The sequence below is a fragment of the Pectobacterium polonicum genome, from assembly GCF_005497185.1.
Taxonomy (GTDB): domain Bacteria; phylum Pseudomonadota; class Gammaproteobacteria; order Enterobacterales; family Enterobacteriaceae; genus Pectobacterium; species Pectobacterium polonicum.
The window spans coordinates 79,170-99,724 of sequence record NZ_RJTN01000017.1 but is presented as its reverse complement, the minus strand read 5'-3'; the positions used below and the strand labels follow the sequence as shown (position 1 = coordinate 99,724).

14 protein-coding genes and 1 pseudogene are annotated in these 20,555 nt (G+C 54.9%); all 15 read left to right on the top strand.

The window, feature by feature from the left end:
- Positions 1-538: 538 nt before the first annotated feature.
- Positions 539-625: pseudogene (locus EDI29_RS23245) on the top strand (DUF4942 domain-containing protein); the annotation flags it as partial.
- Positions 626-1,809: 1,184 nt separating this feature from the next.
- Positions 1,810-2,313 (top strand): type VI secretion system contractile sheath small subunit, encoded by a 504-nt coding sequence (tssB, locus tag EDI29_RS16480; RefSeq protein ID WP_137741734.1) that lies wholly within the window; start codon positions 1,810-1,812, stop codon positions 2,311-2,313.
- Between the two features lie 22 nt (positions 2,314-2,335).
- Entirely contained in the window at positions 2,336-3,814 is a 1,479-nt protein-coding gene (gene tssC, locus EDI29_RS16475) for a type VI secretion system contractile sheath large subunit (protein ID WP_010303163.1), read from the top strand.
- A 5-nt stretch (positions 3,815-3,819) separates the two neighbouring features.
- The gene (gene tssE / locus EDI29_RS16470) at positions 3,820-4,251 is read left to right on the top strand and encodes a type VI secretion system baseplate subunit TssE (RefSeq protein ID WP_137741733.1); all 432 of its coding nucleotides are present in this window, start codon (positions 3,820-3,822) and stop codon (positions 4,249-4,251) included.
- A 2-nt stretch (positions 4,252-4,253) separates the two neighbouring features.
- Complete coding sequence (tssF, locus tag EDI29_RS16465) at positions 4,254-6,020, top strand: type VI secretion system baseplate subunit TssF (protein WP_137741732.1); 1,767 nt, start codon at positions 4,254-4,256, stop codon at positions 6,018-6,020.
- Positions 5,984-6,982, top strand: a complete 999-nt coding sequence (tssG, locus tag EDI29_RS16460) for a type VI secretion system baseplate subunit TssG (RefSeq protein WP_137741731.1) — start codon at positions 5,984-5,986, stop codon at positions 6,980-6,982. The genes tssF and tssG overlap by 37 nt, the downstream gene beginning before the upstream one ends.
- Positions 6,983-6,984: 2 nt before the next feature.
- Positions 6,985-8,205, top strand: coding sequence for a type VI secretion system-associated FHA domain protein TagH (gene tagH / locus EDI29_RS16455; RefSeq protein ID WP_137741730.1), 1,221 nt, complete (start codon positions 6,985-6,987; stop codon positions 8,203-8,205).
- Positions 8,205-8,726: a type VI secretion system lipoprotein TssJ gene (gene tssJ / locus EDI29_RS16450; RefSeq protein WP_010303144.1), complete on the top strand. Its 522-nt coding sequence runs from the start codon at positions 8,205-8,207 to the stop codon at positions 8,724-8,726. The genes tagH and tssJ overlap by 1 nt, the downstream gene beginning before the upstream one ends.
- Positions 8,727-8,728: 2 nt before the next feature.
- Positions 8,729-10,066, top strand: a complete 1,338-nt coding sequence (gene tssK, locus EDI29_RS16445) for a type VI secretion system baseplate subunit TssK (RefSeq protein WP_137741729.1) — start codon at positions 8,729-8,731, stop codon at positions 10,064-10,066.
- Between the two features lie 15 nt (positions 10,067-10,081).
- Positions 10,082-10,858: a type IVB secretion system protein IcmH/DotU gene (gene icmH / locus EDI29_RS16440; RefSeq protein ID WP_137741728.1), complete on the top strand. Its 777-nt coding sequence runs from the start codon at positions 10,082-10,084 to the stop codon at positions 10,856-10,858.
- Between the two features lie 13 nt (positions 10,859-10,871).
- On the top strand, positions 10,872-13,469 hold the full coding sequence (gene tssH / locus EDI29_RS16435; RefSeq protein ID WP_137741727.1) for a type VI secretion system ATPase TssH: 2,598 nt from the start codon (positions 10,872-10,874) through the stop codon (positions 13,467-13,469).
- Positions 13,470-13,471: 2 nt separating this feature from the next.
- On the top strand, positions 13,472-15,010 hold the full coding sequence (locus tag EDI29_RS16430; protein ID WP_137741726.1) for a sigma-54 interaction domain-containing protein: 1,539 nt from the start codon (positions 13,472-13,474) through the stop codon (positions 15,008-15,010).
- Positions 15,010-15,570, top strand: coding sequence for a type VI secretion system-associated protein VasI (gene vasI, locus EDI29_RS16425; RefSeq protein WP_137741725.1), 561 nt, complete (start codon positions 15,010-15,012; stop codon positions 15,568-15,570). The genes EDI29_RS16430 and vasI overlap by 1 nt, the downstream gene beginning before the upstream one ends.
- An 11-nt stretch (positions 15,571-15,581) precedes the next feature.
- On the top strand, positions 15,582-17,006 hold the full coding sequence (gene tssA, locus EDI29_RS16420) for a type VI secretion system protein TssA (RefSeq protein ID WP_137741724.1): 1,425 nt from the start codon (positions 15,582-15,584) through the stop codon (positions 17,004-17,006).
- A gap of 24 nt (positions 17,007-17,030) precedes the next feature.
- Positions 17,031-20,528 carry a type VI secretion system membrane subunit TssM gene (gene tssM / locus EDI29_RS16415; RefSeq protein ID WP_137741723.1) on the top strand — a complete coding sequence of 1,166 codons (3,498 nt, stop codon included), beginning with the start codon at positions 17,031-17,033 and terminating at the stop codon, positions 20,526-20,528.
- Positions 20,529-20,555: the final 27 nt, after the last annotated feature.

Below are 20,555 nucleotides of genomic sequence, written 5' to 3'. Positions count from 1 at the left end.
ACATAATGCTGTGTTAATAATATTTGATTTATTGTAATGATTCGGCAACATCTATTATTAATATCATGTGCCACCCATCTTCCAGTTCCAGGCTACATTAACTTTAATGACGAGACTGGGCTTGTTCTAGCTCTTTTTTCAAATTATCTATCGTATTCCTGCTCTTCATCAGAAGAACCCCAACAGTAAGGCCGAGAGCAAAGCTGAGCAATTCTTTCATAGTACGTTCCCCATCTAATGGATTACCTTTAGAGGGCTATATTTACTCGATTAAAGCGACAATCTGTGTCGCCAATCGCTGTTATGCCAGAGAGATATATGGATGCCAGACCAACACGAGTAAAAAGTGAGTTGCGCTAGCCATTCATAATGCTCGAAAACGGTTGTGCTAGTATCATCAGACTATCGTCACAGCCAATATCAGATAAAAAGCTAAATAAATCAATAGAATTGGTGAACTCATTATCAACCTATCAACACATCCCCAGAGCAAAGGGATGAGTTCTTTAGTGTGCGCTGCTTTTAGAAAGGCACCGGACATCTCATCTTTACACGCCCCGAGCTGATCGAGCAGATGAACAGCATTGTCGCCAAACATTATCCAGAAATGTTGGCGGCGAGGTAATCATCTCCTTTCTTGTCAGCCTGGTATTCATGCCGATCCCCGAACGTACCAAGATTTACCACATTCTTCACATTGATCGACCTCGTTTGTCACGTGGCATGATCAAGGGGCAGATTCAGGATGATTAATCCTTACGGCTCCAGCACTCTAATCAGGCGTCTTTCCCCAATATGGAGTGAAAATTTCTCTTCTGGTTGGAAGGGGCAATGCCGAAGCCTACCAGCTCGGCTCCAACAATAATGTTCGGAAGCGTTAAAGGTGAGCTGGCCGTCAACCTGTATGTTTAAACCTTCGCTCATCCAGAGCAGACATAACGTGTTGTGATGGCTTCATGCCTGATTCCTCATTTTTCCTTTCTGTTGCACTGGGAAGCCTGAATGTTGCCTGAAATATTTCCCTGGCAGATAACTGTCGCTTTTTAACCTGAAAATGGTCCTTAAAAGATCATTTAACTGCCTATTGCAGTGATTTTTGTTATTAAATTCCACCATTTATTTACTCTTGGTTTTTTATGCTTTGCATGCGTTTTTTTATAGGTTTAAAATCTTTTAATTTTTGTTAAATAACAAATAATTGCTAAATTATCTAATATTTATTTTTTAATAAGGAAATAGTTTCTTAAGGTTGTATGGTTTTTTGTTCTGACAAAAGTAAAAAATAGAGGGTAAGTTGTTTTGCTAAATTAAAATTAATGCACCATTTGTGATTTTTTTAATTTGTTAGCGAATTAAGTATTTCGTTTTTAACGAAATTAAAAGGCACAAAATATATCCTTTTTCTTCTAATAGAAAATCAACGAATTATTCTGTTTTTATATTGATATTTTTACTTAATATTACCTTAAGATGTTGTTTTTATTTGATTGTTTGTTTTAATGATTCCATTTACTTGCTCTGCTATATAAGCGTTGACCATGCGTTTAGGTTGTGTGTATGATCTAAATTCAAAATATAAATGTATTTACATTCCTTCTTGGTGTAACTCTTTTTACACCGATATGAGCCGTAAAATTACGGTTTTATTGTGTTTTTAATTCGGTTTTAATTTATTTCATCTCGCTGGTCGAAAAACAAATACGATATTTGTTTGCCGAATCGCTGCCGTTCTTATGGATTACGGCGGGCTTTTGGTAGGAATCGACTTTACTTCTCCGGGCCCGAGTGCCCTTACGTTGGTATAGACACATGGCAAAAGGAACTGATGGTGCATCTGTCGCACCAAAGGAACGTATTAATATCAAATATGTTCCGGCCACTGGTGGTCAGCAGGCGGAAATAGAATTGCCGTTGACGCTGATGATCGTGGGAAATATGAAAGGGCGCACAGAGGAAACGCCGATCGAAGAACGTCAGACCGTATCGATCGATAAGAACAACTTTACCTCGGTGATGAAAGAAGCAAATCTGGAATTGAATTTCAGTGTGCCAAACCGCCTTGAAGAAGAAAGTCCGGACGATCTGCCAGTGAAACTGAGCATCGGCGGTCTGAATGATTTCTCCCCTGACCGCATTGCCCAACAGGTGCCTGAATTACGTAAGTTGCTTGATTTACGTGAAGCACTGGTCGCGCTGAAAGGCCCCCTCGGCAATATTCCCTCATTCCGTAATCGTTTGCAGGATCTGTTGTCCAGCGAAGAAGCCAGAGAGCAGCTTTTGAAAGAGCTCGATCTGGTAAAACCCGCCGAATAATTGACGAAATAGGGAAATAAATATGTCAATAATTGAAGAACAGGTTCAGGCAGGCGCTGCCAGCGCTTCTGGATCGCTGCTTGATGACATCATGGCTCAAGCGCGTATCAGTCCGGTTGATGAAGGCTACAGCGTGGCTAAACAGGGCATTGCCGCGCTGGTCGCTAACATTCTTGATAGCGGTAATGCAGCAGAGCCCGTGAACAAAGCGCTGGTCGATAGCATGATCGTCGAACTGGACAAAAAGCTCAGCAAGCAGATTGACGTTATTCTGCATGCTAAAGAATTACAGGAACTGGAATCTTCCTGGCGTTCGATGAAACTGCTGGTCGATCGCACTGATTTCCGTGAAAACATCAAACTGTTGGTGTTGCATGCGACGAAAGAAGAGCTGTTGGAAGATTTCGAATTCGCGCCTGAAATCTCACAGTCTGGCTTCTATAAGCACGTATATTCCAGCGGTTACGGTCAGTTTGGCGGCCAGCCTATCGGTGGCGTGATTGGTGACTATGCGCTGACGCAAAGCTCACCAGACATCAAACTGATGCAGTATGTCAGCGCCGTTGGCGCGATGGCGCATGCGCCGTTCATCTCTTCCGTTGCTCCGACCTTCTTTGGCGTGGATCGCTTCACCGATCTGCCTTCCATCAAAGATCTGAAATCCGTTTTCGAAGGCCCGGCCTATACGAAATGGCGTTCGCTGCGTGAGTCCGAAGATGGTCGCTATCTGGGGCTGACGGCACCGCGCTTCCTGGCTCGCCTGCCTTATGACCCCGTAGAGAACCCGATTAAGGGCTTCAACTACAAGGAAGATATCAGCACCGATCACGAACACTATCTGTGGGGCAATACCGCCTACTTGATGGGAACGGCGCTGACGGACAGCTTCGCGAAATACCGCTGGTGTCCGAACATCATCGGTCCGCAGAGCGGCGGTGCGATTACCGACCTGCCTGTGCATGTTTATGAAGCCATGGGCCAACTTCAGGCCAAGATCCCGACTGAAGTGCTGATCACCGATCGTCGCGAATATGAAATGGCCGAAGAAGGCTTTATCACGCTGACGATGCGTAAAGACAGCGACAATGCGGCCTTCTTCTCGGCTAACTCGGTGCAGAAGCCGAAGGTGTTCCCGAACACCAAAGAAGGCAAAGAAGCGGAAACCAACTACAAGCTGGGTACGCAACTGCCGTACATGTTCATCATCAACCGTCTGGCGCACTACATCAAAGTGTTGCAGCGTGAACAGATTGGCTCATGGAAAGAGCGTCAGGATCTTGAGCGTGAGTTGAATACCTGGATTAAACAGTACATCGCCGATCAGGAAAACCCGCCAGCAGATGTTCGTAGCCGTCGTCCTCTGCGTGCCGCACAAATCAAAGTGCTGGATGTAGAAGGAGAACCAGGTTGGTATCAGGTCACCATGTCTGTGCGCCCGCACTTCAAGTACATGGGGGCGAACTTTGAGCTGTCGCTGGTAGGGCGTTTGGATAAGGAATAAGACTGATGCCGTCTCTTTCTGCCTGGGAAAGGGGAAGCGCGGCAAGTCTGTTTGATCGTATCCGTGGGGAGGAGCGTCGCTCTTCCCCTGAAACGGACGTTGAAGCACTGATCGAGTCCGTTAAGCGTCAACTGGACAATGTGCTCAACACCCGGCCCGGAAATTGCCGCAGCGCACCTGAGCTTGGCGTGATTGATTTTAATGACGCGACGCAGGGTGGTGCGGATATTCGGGGGAAAATCCGGGAGGCGATCCGACAATGTATCTGTCGCTTTGAACCTCGAATTGTTCATGTGGATGTCAACACATCGGACTATTTATCGAATCCGATGGAGATGTCGTTTCAGGTTACCGCCCGGGTCAGATTGGAAGATCTGGAGCAGGTTGCCTCTTTCAATATCCACATGGATAGCCACCGCCATTACAGAATGATCTGATTATGTCACTGGAACATTTTTTCAGGGATGAGCTGACCTACTTGCGCCTGCAAGGGCGTGAATTCGCCAAGGCGCACCCTGAGCTTACCCGATTTTTGTCAGAACAAACTACGGACCCAGACGTCGAGCGTCTGCTGGAAGGGTTCGCCTTTTTGACAGGGAGCCTGCGGGCGAAGATCGAGGATGAATTTCCGGAATTGACGCACGGTCTGCTGGGCATGCTGTGGCCTAATTACCTGCGCCCTGTACCGAGCATGACGATTATGCAGTTTTCGGTACTCCCCGGCGCGATTGCCCAACCCGCGTTTGTCGAGCGCGGCTGTGAGCTTGATAGCCTGCCGATTGATGATGTGGTTTGCCATTTTCAGACTTGTCACGACGCCTGGATTTATCCGGCGGATATCCGTGAGATCAAGGTACAGAGCGGCAACGATCTGTCCACCATTACGCTGGATGTTGGGCTGCATGGCCCGCTATCGCTAAGCGACCTGCAACTCGACAAACTGCGTTTTTATCTGGGCGGTGATACCTATACGGCCTACGAGCTCTATTTCTGGATCGCCAGTCAGCTGTCGCACATTGAGCTGGAAGTCGATGGTCAGCGCTTCCGTCAGGAAGCCAGCGTGCTGAAGACGGTCGGCTTTGAGCGCGAAGATGCACTATTGCCGTATCCCGGTAACGTTTATTCGGGGTATCGCATCTTGCAGGAATACTTCTGTTTCCCTGAAAGTTTTCTCTTTTTCCAACTCGCGGGCGCGGTATGGCCGGATCTCCCGCTGACGGTAACGGAATTCCGTCTGCATTTTTGCTTTGACCGCCCGCTGCCGGCGGAGCTGAAGATCCGCCCTGATTCGTTCATGCTCAACTGCGTGCCTGCGATCAATCTCTTCCAGCATGATAGCGAGCCGATCAACCTCAGCGGACGCCAGACGGATTACCCGCTGAAAGCCAGTTACCGTAACGCGGATAGCTTTGAAATCTTCTCCGTGGATAAGGTTGAAGGCTGGGTTGAAGGGAATTCAGGCCGTGCTCGGGGGATTCCACGCACCTATCAGCCTTTTGAGAGCTTTCAGCACCAAATTGAGCGCGCTAAAGGACGTCTGGCGCTCTATTACCGCATCCGGGTAAGAGAAGCGGTGAACGGCAACGGGTTTGATCACATGCTCTCTTTTGTCCGTGGCGATGAGCAGGAAGTGATTGATTTAGATGAGTCGATCTCAGTGACTCTGACCTGTACCAACCGCTCGCGTGCGGCACAGTTGCCTGTTGGATCGGTCTGCGTGCCGACGGGGAATTCGCCGTCTTTCGCGACGTTTCGTAATCTGGTGCGGCCGACGCGACCGCTGCGGCCTGCGATGGATGGCAGCCTGCACTGGACGCTGATCTCCAACCTGTCCCTGAACTATGTGTCGCTGCTGCGGCGCGATGCGCTGGTGCAGATCCTGCGTACCTACGATTTTCCGGCGCTGCACGACAAGCAGGCAGAGCAAGCCTCGCGTAAGCGTCTGGCAGGGATCGAATCGATTGAAACCACGCCTATCGACCGTCTGGTTCAGGGGATGCCGGTTCGCGGCTTGAAATCCATTCTGTCAGTACGGCAATCCGCGTTTTCCAGTGAAGGAGAACTCTATCTGTTTAGCACGGTGCTGGCGCACTTCTTCTCGCTATACGCCAGCGTCAACGCCTTCCACCTGTTGGAGGTCGTCAACATCGATAACAAGGAGCGCTACCGATGGCCGGTACAGATAGGTCAACACTCAATGATGTGACGTTCCGTCAGGATGTCTCACGCTTTAATTTTTTCCAATTGGTGGAGTTGCTTAATCAGTTGGAAGGCGTGGATCTGGAACAAGAGCTGGATTTTCGCCCTGAACAGGAACGCCTGCGCTTTCGCTCTACGGCCTCCATCGGTTTTCACCCCAGCGATATCTTGCAGGTGGGACGTGATGAGGAAGGCCGTCAGGAGCTGGAGGTCGCGTTTCTTGGCCTGCACGGCAGTCAGTCACCGATGCCCGGTTATTACCTCGAAGAGCTGGCCTGGGAATACGCGCAGGGCGAGCAGAAGTTGGGCGTGTTTCTCGACTTCTTTCATCACCGCTTGCTCACGCTGCTGCACCGCGCATGGCGTAAATACCGCTATCACGTGCGCTTTCAGAATGAGGGGGAGGATGGATTCTCCCGCCTGATGTTTGCGCTGGTGGGGTTAGGGAATGACGCCGTACGCGACAGCCTGCCGGTTAACCGCGCCAAGATGCTCTCCTACGCCGGGGTACTCGCCAGCCCCAGCCGTTCCCCGGAAGTGGTCGCGGGCTTGGTTATTCACTGTTTTGACCTGGATGACGTGGCCGTTCTGGCCTGGCAGCACCGTCGTGTGCCGATTCACGAAGGGCAGCAGAACCGTCTGGGAAAAGCCAACATGATGCTGGGCGGTGATTTTGTTATCGGCGACAAAGTGAACGACTGTGCCGGCAAGTTTTTGCTCAAGGTCGGCAATCTCAGCTTTAGCCGCTTTCTCAGCTTTTTGCCCAACGGCGAGCATTTTCAGCCGCTGGTGCGTTTTGTCTCTTTCATTCTTCGCGATCAGTTGGCCTGGGATCTGCGTCTTGGTTTTGCGGAAGGCGAAGCTAAGGGCTTAAGCCTGGGCAGTGAGCAAAGCAGCCGATTGGGATGGAGCAGCTTTCTCGGGCAGCCGCCCGCGGACCCCTATGTGACGATTTGTGTGCAGGAGTAAATGTGAACGTAACCCATCCACTCACGTTGGTTGTGCTCAACAGTGAGCAGCTCGATATCAATTCTCAGGTGCAGCACCAGTTCGATCATCGTGGTGGCACGCTGGGTGCGTCGGAAAAAGACCAATGGCAACTGCGGGATCGGCTGGGCTCTGTCGTGCCGGAGCACGCCCGTATCGAAATGACCGATGGTTATTTTAGCCTGTGCGATCTGAGCGGTCAGTCTTTTATTAACGGTTCTCTGTCGCCGATTGGGCGCGATCGGAAAGTCATTCTGTCGCACGGCGATGAGCTGGTTATCGGGCCTTTCCGGCTAGGTGTTTATATCGGCGATCCCACCACGGAACAGGATATCGATCAGGTATTAGGGCAGGGCACGGTCGATGTGCTGGGCGGCTGGCTAAGTGAAGATAAAAAAAGGCGCTCAACGGATCTGGCCGATCCCACGGTTGTGTTGAATGACCCGCTGTGGGCGCTCCAGAAAGAACAGAGCCAGCCACTCTTGCCATCAGACAGTGAGACAGCCGGAGCTTCGTTCACGGCCTCTCTTTCTTCTTTTTCTTCTGCTGAGGACACCATGGATCAGAAATTTGTGGAATTACCGACCATCAACACACCGTACGCGGGAGACGGGCTGGAAGGGTACAGCGAGGGCACGTCTCTGGCTCCGCTGATGCGCGGTCTGGGGCTGTCGCTTCAGCCGGGCGACGATGCGCGATTGCGCGAAATGCTGGAAGAGATGGGGAAAAGCCTGCGCGCGATGGTTGAAGGCTTACTGGCATTACAGACGGAACAGGCGGCGATGGCGGACACGCATTTACGCCCGATTGAAGATAACCCGCTGCGTCTGGGGTTGGGCTATGCGGATACGCTGTCGGTGCTGTTTGCCGAAGGGAAAAGCCCGGTGCACCTGTCTGCGCCCGCTGCGGTGGAAGAAGTGTTGAACAATGTGCGGGTACACCACATTGCGAATCAGCAAGCGATTGCCGTGGCGTTGGAAAATATTCTTCAGGCTTTTTCGCCTGCCGCGTTGCTTAACCGCTTTGAACACTATCGCCGCAGCGGCGAACAACTGGCAGCGGATGACGGCTGGGCGTGGCAGATGTATCAGCACTACTACCGTGAATTAACGTCGCCGCGCCAGCAGGGATTCCAGAAACTGTTCCATCAGGTGTATGCGCAGGCGTATGACCGCGCCGTGCGTCAACAGCAGGAGCAAAAATAATGCTGCGGGCTCTGTGCTTATGTTCTCTGATGTTCCTGCTGTCGGGGTGTACCACGCTGGGCAAAATGGCGCAGGTGGCGGCGAATCCCGATATTCAGGTAGGCAGCAACAATCATCAGCCTTCTACCGTGGGTTTCAGCCTGCTGGCGGAGCCGGACGTTAATCCGAACGACAGCGGTGAAGCGGCTCCTATCGAATTTCAACTGGTGCTGTTGGCGGAAGATTCGCGTCTGTTAGCCACGGATTATGACCAGATCACGACGGATATCGAAAAGGCGCTCGCCAAGAATTACCTCAGCCATCAGGACTACACGCTGTTGCCGGGGCAGTTCAAATATCTGCCGCCCGAAGCGCTGGATGAAAAGGTGCACTACCTCGGCGTGGTGGCGCGCTATGCGGATTCGGAAAGCGCCGAGTGGCGCAAAGTCATCAAGCTAAAGAATACCGGGCAGACGTATCAGATCCTCGTGCACCTGCGCCGGGATGAAGTCGAAATCAAAAAAGACCAAGAAGAAGAATAATTATGTCGAGTCGCAATCGCATTATCTGGCGGGAAGGTCTGTTCATTAAACCGCAGCATTTTCAACAGCAACAACGACACACCGATTACGCACTGCACGCGCGTCTCAGCGCCCTCAGTGACTATTTCTATGGCTTGCAGTCGCTGGCGATTAATGAGGAATACCTCAATTTTGGCCGCATCGCGCTGGTTAACGCCAGCGGCGTGATGCCTGACGGCACCGTGTTCAATATTCCGGGTGATGACGCGCTGCCGCAGCCGTTAGAGATTACCGACGTCGCGCTGGCAAACCAGAAAGTGTATCTGGCGCTACCGCTGGCGGTGAATGGCGTCAGCGAAGTCGGTCAGCCGGGGCAGGGGATCGCCAGCCGCCTGCAATCGCATCGGCATGACGTACGCGATCTGCACAGCGACGGCGGCGACATCGTTTCTCTGGAAGTCGGTAAAGTCAGCCTGCGCCTGATGCTCGATCGTGACGATCGCAGCGCCTATGCCTCGCTGGCGATTGCCAACATTCTGGATAAGCGCCCTGACGGCGGCTTGATTCTGGACCCTAACTTTATGCCGTGCAGCATCAGCGTCACCGCGATCCCCACCTTAAAACGCTTTTTGGGTGAATCTGCCGGTTTAGTGGCAGAACGTGCGCGTAGTCTGGCGCAGCGTATTGCCGCCCCAGGACAGCAGGGCGTAGCAGACGTGGCTGAATTTATGATGCTGCAATTGCTTAACCGCGCGCAGCCCAAACTGTCGCATCTGGCGCGCCTTGGCACCTTGCACCCTGAACGCCTGCACGAAACGCTGGTTGAACTGTGCGGCGAACTGATGACGTTTACCGATGAGTCGCGTCTGCCGCCGGAATTCCCCGCCTATCGCCATGAACACCAGCAGGCCAGCTTTGAGCCGCTGATGATGGCGCTGCGTCAAGCGCTGAGTACCGTACTGTCGCCGCGTGCCGTCTCCATCCAACTGAAGAAACAGCCGTATGGCGTGATGGTAGCGATGGTTGGCGATGCGGAATTGATGGCTAGCGCCGAGTTTGTGCTGGCGGTACGTGCGCGTATGCCGCAGGAGCATCTGCGTAAACAGTTGCTGCAACAAACGAAGATCGCCTCCAGCGAGAAGATCCGCGAACTGATCAGCCTGCAACTGCCGGGCATCCCGCTGCTGCCGCTGCCGGTTGCGCCGCGCCAACTGCCTTATCACGCGGGTTACAGCTATTTCCAACTGGATAGACAAAGTCCTGCCTGGCAGATGCTGGTGTCTGGCAACACGCTGGCGTTCCACATTGCTGGCGAATTCCCGGAGCTGGATATGCAGCTTTGGGCCATCCGCGGCCAGTAGTAAGGAGAGGAAGAGATGAGCATCGAGGTTATTAAAAACGATCAACTGGGCGATCTGCTTTTTGACCACGCCCGACAGCTGGATATGGACTCCGACTACTGGTTCCGCCTGCGTGGACAAAGCATTAATCCGATGGTGGATGCGGTCACGCCGCTGCTGGGCATGGTGGAGCGGGTACGTCAGCTTTCGGTCTATGAGGGGGTGGAAGATCTGTATCAGCGCGTGGTGTCTGAAATTCAGGCTATCGAACAGGAATTGCATTCTCATGGCTATGAAAACGGCGTGATTTTGTCGTTCCGCTACATCCTCTGCACCTTCATTGATGAAGCCGTGATGGGGCGGGAGTGGGGCGGCCAAAGCATGTGGTCGGCACATTCCCTGCTGACGCGTTTTCACAATGAGACCTGGGGGGGCGAGAAGGTGTTTGTCCTGCTGGAGAAGCTGCTGGACGACCCAACCCGCTATCGCGACATTCTGGAGTTCATCTACCTCTGTCTCTGTCTGGGTTTTGAAGGGCGCTATCGGGTGATGACGCAAGGCCGTGAAGAACTGAACCGCATCGTGAGCAAGCTGCATGACACCCTGCACCCTGAGCCTGCGAATTCGCCGATGGTCTTTCACCTGAATCTGGGACAGCAGGCGTCACGCTACCACCTGCGCAAACAGGTGTCATTGCGCACGCTGTTTGTCGGCGTGTGCGTGGTTCTGGTGGCCGCCTTCGGCCTGTACCACTATCAGCTAACTCATCAAACCCAGGACGTGCTGCGTCAGCTGGGAGAATTATTACAATAACAGGAGCTACACCGTGATTCGAATTGAACTGCCGACACTGGTTGAACGACTCAACCCCGTGTGCCGTCATATGCTGGAAGAAGCGGCGGCACTCTGTATTCAACATCAGGGTGCGGAAATCCGTATTGAGCACCTGTTGCTGAAAATGCTGGAAACGCCGCTGTGTGATGTGCGCCAGATCCTCAAGCGTGCGGGCGTGGATGCGGATGAGCTGTCTTCGCTGCTGTTGCCTTCTTCCATGGATAAAGAATTTGACGCGGGCTATCCTTCCTTCTCTCCTCTGCTGGTGGAGTGGCTACAGGATAGCTGGCTGCTGGCGTCGGCTGAATTCCAGCACACGCGTTTGCGTAGCGGCATTCTGCTGCTGGTCCTGCTGCTGACGCCCAATCGCTATGTGGCAGGCGCGGTATCCCGCCCATTGGCGCAGATTAACCGTGAGCTTTTACGCCAGCAGTTTGATGAGTGGGTGAAGGATTCGGTGGAAACGGACGTCGCGGTGCAATCCGCCACGGCCGAACAGGCTGTCGCCGCGAACACACAACTCTCTCGCTATACCCAAAACGTGACGGAATCCGCCCGACAGGGGCAGTTAGATCCGGTGCTGTGCCGCGACCATGAAATCGATCTGATGATCGACATTCTCTCTCGCCGTCGTAAAAACAACCCGATTGTGGTCGGGGAAGCGGGCGTTGGTAAAAGTGCGCTGATCGAAGGGCTGGCGCTGCGTATTGTGGCCGGTGCTGTGCCGGAAAGACTGCGTGATGTGGAACTGCTCACGCTCGATCTGGGGGCGATGCAGGCCGGTGCCTCGGTGAAAGGCGAATTTGAGAAACGCTTCAAAGGCGTGATGCAGGAAGTGAAAGATGCGCCGCGCCCCATCATTCTGTTTATCGATGAAGCGCATACGCTCATCGGGGCAGGGAATCAGGCCGGCGGGCTGGACGTTTCCAACCTGCTCAAGCCTGCGCTGGCGCGTGGCGAACTGCGTACCATCGCGGCCACGACCTGGAGCGAGTACAAAAAATACGTCGAGAAAGACGCTGCGCTTTCCCGCCGTTTCCAGCTCGTCAAAGTCGGTGAACCGAACGCGGAAGAAGCCACGGTTATCCTGCGTGGACTGCGCGGCATCTATGAAAAAGCGCACGGCGTCCTGATTGATGAAGATGCGCTTCAGGCGGCCGCACAGCTATCGGCGCGTTACATCTCCGGTCGTCAACTTCCCGATAAGGCCATTGACGTGTTGGATACCGCCAGCGCACGTGTCGCCATTAACCTGACGACGCCACCGCGTGCGGTCAGCCAGCTACAGACCCGCCTGCATCAGCAGGAGATGGAAATCACCCAGCTTGAGCGTCAGGCGCGTATTGGTCTGGGTAATACCGAAGAACGCTTAGCCGAGCTGCGTGACGCTCGCGAAGCTGGTGCGGCGCAACTGACACAGCTGGAAGCCGATTGGCAGCAGCAGAAAACACAGGTTCAGCGCGTGATTGAACTGCGCACGGCGCTGCTGGATGACGAGCAGTCTGTCGATTTTGATGCGGTGTCGGCGTCGGCGGAACTGGCTGCCTGTGAACAGGCGCTGGAAGCACTGCAACACGCCTCCGTACTGGTTTCCCCTCACGTTGATAAAACGCAGATTGCGGCCGTTATTGCCGAGTGGACGGGCGTGCCGCTGAACCGCATCTCACAGAGTGAAATGGATGTCGTCACGCGCCTGCCTGAATTCCTGGGGGATTTAATTAAAGGGCAGCAGTTGGCAATTGCTCAATTGCATAAGCACCTGCTGACCGCGCGTGCGGATCTTCGTCGTCCGGGGCGTCCACTGGGGGCTTTCCTGCTGGTGGGGCCGAGCGGCGTGGGTAAAACGGAAACCGTGCTCCAGATTGCCGACCTGATGTTTGGCGGACGCAACTATCTGACCACCATCAATATGTCCGAGTATCAGGAAAAACATACGGTTTCACGTCTGATCGGTTCGCCGCCGGGCTACGTCGGGTTTGGTGAAGGCGGCGTGTTGACCGAAGCTATCCGCCAGAAACCGTATTCCGTGGTGCTGCTGGATGAGGTGGAGAAAGCGCACCCGGATGTCCTGAACCTGTTCTATCAGGCGTTTGATAAAGGTGAACTCGCCGATGGCGAAGGCCGGGTAATCGACTGCCGCAACGTGGTGTTCTTCCTGACGTCCAACCTTGGGTTCCAGACGATCGTGAACTACGCCGAGCAGTCGGATGTGTTGCTGGATGCGCTTTACCCTGAGCTGGCAGCCTTCTTCAAACCCGCACTGTTGGCGCGTATGGAAGTCATCCCTTACCTGCCGCTGGCGCATGACACCATGGTTGAGATTGTGCAGGGCAAATTGTCGCGTCTGGTGTCTCTGCTGCAACAGCGTTTTGGCGCGGAAGTCATCATTGAGGACGAAGTGCCGGAAGAGATTCTGCGGTTGGCGAATCGCAGCGAAAACGGTGCGCGTATGCTCGAATCGGTGATTGATGGCGCCTTGCTGCCGCCTGTTTCGCTACAGCTGCTGCAACGCCTGTCTGCGGGGGAACCTGTCAGCCGTATTCATTTCCGCGTCGAAGCCGGCCAGTTCCAGACTGAGGTTGAGGGCTGAGTATGCAACATGCCCTCGAACTGGCGCTTGCACTCACCCGACAGCATGATGAGGCCGGTCTGTGCGACTGGCTGCTGGAGACGATGCAGGCCGCCTGGCAGCCTCAAGGGATGCTGCTGGGTATGGTGGATGTCAGCGGCAGGCAGCTGACCTGCCAGGGGCGAGTGCATGAAACGCCAGTGGCGCTGAGTCTGGGCGTGGATGACTTTAGCCACCCGCTGGCTTATGTGCTGCACAAGAATCAGGCGCGCACCTGGGATTCTCTCTATGGTGGTGCCCGCATTGAGCACCGTGAGTTTCGGCAGATGCTGGCTTCTGTCGGGACGAACTGCGGGCTGCACGCGTTGCCGCTGCTGTCGGATAGCGGCAAACCGCTGGCGGTGTTGGCGCTGCTGGATACGCCGACGCACCTGCAAACGCTGCATCAACGAGGCGAATGCGAACGGCTGGCGCAGGTATTTTGCCGTCAGCTTATGCTGCTGCGTGAGCTGGCGCATACCCGGCGGGAGCAGGTCGCGCTGAGAGATTCACTCCGCCAGATTAAGGATGAAGGGCAGAGCCGTCGCGAGCAGGAGAAACGGGTGGAAGCCACGCTGATTGGCCGTTCTGTCGCCATTAAAGAGCTGCATCAGCAGATCTATCAGGCGGCAAAACACCGGCTTTCAGTGCTGATTCAGGGCGAAACCGGTTCAGGGAAAGATGTGGTGGCGCGTTTGCTGCATCAGTGCTCCGAACGTGCCGACAAACCTTTTATCGCCATCAACTGCGCGGCGATCCCGGAAAACCTGATTGAAAGTGAGCTGTTTGGCTATCAGAAAGGGGCGTTCTCTGGCGCACAAAGTAACAAGATTGGTCTGGTTGAGCAGGCTAACGGCGGAACCCTGTTTTTAGATGAAGTCGGCGATATGCCGCAGTCCATGCAGGCCAAGCTGTTAAGGGTGTTGGAAACGCATAGCTTCCGTCCCCTCGGTGCGGAGAAAGAGGTGCATTCCGATTTCCGCCTGATTGCCGCGACCCATCAGCCGCTGGAACAGCAGGTGTCTGACGGTGTGTTTCGACAGGATCTCTACCATCGCCTTTGCCAGTGCCTGTTGCAGGTCGCACCGCTGCGTGAGCGGCCAGACGATATTCGACTGCTGTGCGAGCACTTCATCGGTCAATTTGCAGATAAACAGCAAAAACACGTTGGATCATTGAATCGTGCCTTCCTTCGACAGCTGGTGGCGTATGACTTTCCCGGCAATGTGCGGGAACTGCGTAATCTGCTGGAAGTCGCCTGCGCACATACGCCGGACGGTGAGGCGTTGTCTCTGGCATCGCTACCGCCTGAACTGCGCGATCGGCTGACGAGCAGTACGCCGGAAGAACAGGATTGCTATCAGCACATCCACGATTTGCGTATTGCCACACAGCGGTATGAAGCCGCTGTCATTGAAGCACGTCTGCGCCAGTTTCAGGGCAACCGCCTGCTGGTGGCCGATAGCCTCAATATCCCTAAACGCACTCTCGACCACAAATGCCAGAAGCTGGAGGTAAATTGATGTTTCTGACGATGGCACCCTTACTGTTGGCAACCGCAGCGACCCCCGATCCCGCCTGGCAGTCGTTATGGGAACAGTGTCGTAATGAAACGGCTTCAGAGCTTCGGCTGGCCTGCTATGACGCGCTGGGTCGTGAAGCGGAACGCAGCGGCACGCTATCCCCACAGAGTGATAACGCCGCGACGGGCGGAACGTTTCAACTGGGACGTGAAGCAGACAGCGGCGATATGACACTCACCCGCGTGCTGGCCGATGGCAATACGCTGGTGATTAGCTGCGCCAGCAATATTACGCACTTGCGCTTAACGCTCAGTGAACCTTGGGCAGGTGAGTCCGTCACATCACAACTGGATGGCGTGACGGTGTCCGACAGCTGGTTTATCCGCAACCGCGGGCTGCTGCTGGAATCGGGACGCGGCCTGCCGGCGATTGATGCGTTAAAGCGCTGGATTGGGCATCGCGAACTGGTGCTTAACGGCGCGGACGGTCATGCGTTGCGTATCGAACTCGCCGGGCTGGGCGAAGCACTCGCGCCGCTGCGTCAGCAGTGTCACTGGTAAAGGAGGCGTTCATGCATGCACATCCCTGGTGTAAACGCCTGCAAACCGCGTTGCCAGATGAGAAGTTGCGCGCGGCGGTATTGGCTGACGATCCGCTCTGGGAAAAGGTCGAAACGGAGCTGGTCAAGCTGGGATCGCTGGCGCATAACCAGGTCGATCTTAACGTGGTGGCAGGGTATTGCCTGACCTTGCTGGAAAGCAAAACCAAAGATATGCGGGTACTGGTGCAGCTATTGCGCTGCTTACAGCACCCAGCTAAAGCGACGCCGTTTTCTACTGCCCTGATGCTGCTGGACAGCTGGCTGGAGAGTTACTGGGTGCCTGCCTGGCCTGCCAGTCCGGTTCAGAAACAGAAGTTGATGATCCAGATTGTTCGGCGTTTTGAGAGCGCGCTTCCCCGCATTGCAGAAAGTGCCTCCAGCGCAGAGCTGGAGCAATTACAGCAGTTAACGGAGCAGGTGGCGACCCGCTGGGGCGAACTGGCGAGCGACAAAGCGGCGCTGATGGATGAACTGGTGCAGGGCGTTAAGCGCGCCAGACAGCGACAGCAGGCGCAGGAACAGGCGAATCAGACGGCGAAGCCAGCACCGGCAGCCAGCAGTAGTGGAGGCGCGGGCGGGAGTGAAACCAGCGCGAGCGCGGCCTCGACGCCCGCCAGTTCGGTGGAGATTAATTCATCCGACGAGCGTGGCTGGCGGCAAACCCAATTGAACGTTGCGGCGCTGCTGGTTGAGCGTCATCCCGCTTCACCGATGGGTTACCGTCTACGCCGCCACGCTATCTGGTCCGGTATTGCCACACCGCCGATGTCGTCCAAGGGAAATAAAACTCAGTTAGCCCCTGTCTCGTCAGACCGCGTGGATGAATACCAAAGTGCGCTGGCTCAGGCTGATTTGGCGCTGTGGGAACGCATAGAACAAAGTCTGGTTTTGGCTCCTTACTGGTTTGATGGCCACATGTTGTCCGCCTCAGTGGCCTCACGGTTAGGGCATGCTTCCGTCGCGACGGCGATTGCCGAGGAGCTTTCTACGTTTCTTCAGCGTGTGCCGGAGCTGCGTGAACTGGCGTTCAGCGATGGGACACCCTTTTTGACCGGGAAATGTAGCCAGTGGTTGCAGTCCAGCCAGCCGGTTCGCGGCGGCGGCGGGGCGCGGCAGGACGATCTGGCGACGGAGGCGGCGGCCTGTCGAGATGAGAAAGGTATTGGGGCGGCGATGCAGCTATTGGATGAACGCATGCGTCGCCTGAAAGAGCCGCGCGACCGCTTTTATGCCGAGTTGGTTCTGGCGGATTTACTCGCCGAAGAAGGGATGAAATCACTGGCAGCACAGCACTATCAGCACATGTGGCAGGAAAGCCAACAATTGGGCCTGATGCAATGGGAACCGGGACTGGTTAGCCGCGTAGAGCGGTTGGCGGCATCCCGCAAAAAATAAGACATTCGGAGTGAATGGTCACTTATGTTTAAAACAATCATAACCTTTCTACGCAAGCAGTTGCCTAAACTGAAACCCTCCTGGCTGCTTTTGGGCGTGCTACTGTGGGTCGTCGTGTTGGTTCTGGCCTGGTGGCTGGGGCCGCGTTTGACGGTGGGCGAGTCGCGCCCGTTGCAGGGAATCTGGGGTCGCGTGGTGTTCACGCTGGTCTGGCTGTGGCTGGCGTTCTCCTACAGCGCCTGGCTGGTCTGGCGTCGCGTGCAGCAGATGCGTGCGGAGCGTCATGAACAGCAGGTGATTGAGCAGGACCCTTTACAGGTGTATGTCGACGGCCAGCAAACGTTCCTCGACCGCTGGCTGGACGCGTTTCAGACCCAGTTGGGTAAAAGAGCGCTGTATGCGATGCCCTGGTATCTGACCATTGGTCTGGCAGGCAGCGGGAAAAGTAGCCTGATCCATCGCGCCAATCCGGCAAACAAGATGAATCCGAAGCTGGACGCGGAGCTGCGGGATGTGGCAGCAGGCCAGCAGGTGAGCAGTTGGGTCGGCGAATCCGCGGTGATTTGGGACCCCAGCGGGCAGCTACTTGCCCAGCCTGAACTGGAGGGCGATTCACTCGGGCAGCGTCATGCTCGTCTGTGGCAACACCTGCTACAGTGGCTCAGTGAAAACCGCCGCCGCCAGCCGCTCAACGGTCTGGTGCTTACGCTGGATATTTCGTGGCTGGCACAGGCTGGCGTCGCGGATCGCAAAGCCTACGCGCAGGTCATGCGCGCCCGCTTGCAAGACATTTCCGTCAACATTAATACGCGCTTACCGGTGTATATCGCGCTGACCCGACTGGATATGCTGAGCGGCTTCGACAAGGTCTATCGCCAGTTGAACCGCGACGCACGTCAGGCGGTATTAGGGGTGACCTTTACGCCGCAGGCGAGCAACAGCAAAGGCTGGCTGGAAGAGCTGGAGCGCTTCTGGGACGAGTGGGTCACGCACCTGAATGACAACCTGCCCGACATGCTGCTGACGCAATCGGACAGAAGCGTGCGCAATTCGCTGTTCTCGTTCGTTCGCCAACTGGCCGGCGTGAAAGATTACGTAATGGACGTGCTGACGGAAACGTTAGCGACGGGCGAGGATCGCGCGTTCCTGATTCGCGGCGTCTACGTCAGTTCTGTCTATCAGCAAGGGGTGCCGTTCGATGCCTTTGCGCAGTCGGCTTCCCGACGTTACCAACTGCCCGAGCCGATTAACCCTGCGCTGCGCGGTGAATCGAACACGTTCTTTGTGCAGCGCCTGTTCCCCGATGTCATTTTCCCTGAGGCCAGTCTGGCAGGGGAAAACCGGCTGCATAGCCTGTATCGTCGCCGTCGGCTGAGTATTGGTGTGGGCTGTATGCTGCTCGCTAGTCTGGCGCTGGTTGGCAGTTGGCACCATTTCTATCGGGTCAATGAAGAGGCTGGGCGTAACGTCCTGACGAAAGCGCAGGCGTTTATTGGCACTAATGAGTTGGAAGGCCAGCCGGGCTACGGCTATCAGCAGTTGCCGCGTCTGAATTTGATTCGCGATGCGACCTTATCCTTTGGTAATTACCACGAACGTACGCCGTTACTGGCCGACCTTGGTCTGTATCAGGGCGGTAAGATTGGGCCTTATGTTGAAGGCACCTATCTGCAAATGCTGAATCAGCGTTTTCTCCCTGCGGTGATGCAGGGGCTGCTGGAAGATCTGAATCAGGCACCGGCCAATAGCGAGCAAAAGCTGACGATTCTGCGCGTGATGCGGATGCTGGATGATGCGTCAGGACGCAATAAGGCGCTGGTCGAACAGTTTATGGCGCAGCGTTGGCAGAAGGCATTTCCCGGACAGGGCAATGTGCAGGAACAGCTGATGCAGCATCTGGATTACGCTCTTGATCACACCAACTGGCACCAGTCACGCGAGCAGAAAGATGCGGTGGCGATCAGTACCTTTGCGCCATTTAATCAGCCCATTACGCTGGCTCAACAGGAACTGAGCAAGCTGCCGATGTATCAGCGTGTTTATCAGAGTCTGGTGATGAAGGCGACGCAGGTGTTGCCGCCGGATTTAGCCATTCGTGATGAAGTCGGGCCGACGTTTGACCCGGTGTTTTCCCTGCGCAATGACAAAGCGGGAAGCGTGCCTCGACTGCTGACGTATCCCGGCTTTAGTGATTATTACCTCAAGCAGGACAAAGCGCTGTTAGAGCTGACGGCACTGGATGCCTGGGTGCTGGGACAGCGTGAACGTGCACAGTTCAGTGAAGCTGACCGTCGGGAAATTCTGCGCCAGGTGAATGATCGTTACATTACGGATTACATCAACCAGTGGCAGAAAGTGCTGGCGAACATTGATGTGCAGACGCTCGATACGCCGGAGCAGGCGCTCGATATCCTCACGGATATTACTGGCAACGATCAGCCCTTTCAGCGCGTGCTGACCACGGTGAGTGATAACACCCGTATCCGCAAGCTGGCTGATGATGATAACGACACGGCGCAGAACATTAACACGCGTATCGGTCGTCCGTTTATGACCATCAATGCGGCGTTAAGTGGGCGTGGCGAACAAGGGCCGCTGGTGCAAGAGGTCAATCAGAAGCTGACCGATCTCTACCACTATCTCGATCAGATCGTCAACGCGACCGATCCGGGGCAGGCAGCGTTGAAAGCGGTGCAGGCGCGGCAGGGGAATAAATTTGCCGATCCGGTGTTCGCTTTACAGCAATACGCCCGCAGTCTTCCCGCGCCGCTGGATCGCTGGGTAGGGCAATTAGCCGGAGAGAGCGCCAGTTTGGTGACCGGGCTGGCGATGTCGTCGCTGAATCAGGAATGGCTGGATAAAGTCGTGACGCCATTCAATGAGAAGCTGGCGGATCGTTACCCCTTTGACCCGTCATCGAACAAGGATGTGCCGCTATCGGAAATGGAAATGTTCTTCATGACCGGCGGTACGCTGGACAGCTTCTATCAAACCAACCTCAAGGCGATGATGGAAAGCGGCATGCTGGAAGAAGGCATGGCATCGCCCCTACAGGCAGAGCTGGTGAAACAGCTTGAACGCGCGACCCGCATTCGCCAGACCCTGTTTAATGCGCAGGGCAGCCTGGAAGTGCATTTTGTTCTGGAACCGCTGGAACTGACGGCGAACAAGCGCCGTAGCGTGCTGAATCTGGACGGACAGTTGCTGGAATACAGCCACGGTCGTCGCCAGAAAACGCCGCTGGTGTGGCCAAACAGTATGCGTGACGGTGCCGAGAGCAAGCTGACGCTGGTGCCGGACGATCGTGAACGTTCACCGCGCAGCCTGAGCTTTAGCGGGCCGTGGGCGATGTTCCGGTTAATCAATAGCGATCAACTGACTCAGGTGAATGAGAACACCTTTGACGTGCGCTTCTCGCTGGAGAACGGGGCGATGACGTATCGCGTGTACACCGATGCCAGCCATAACCCGTTTGCCGGTGGTCTGTTCAGCCAGTTCACGCTGCCTGACTCGCTTTATTAATTAACTCTCGGGAGCCTGCTTAGGCTC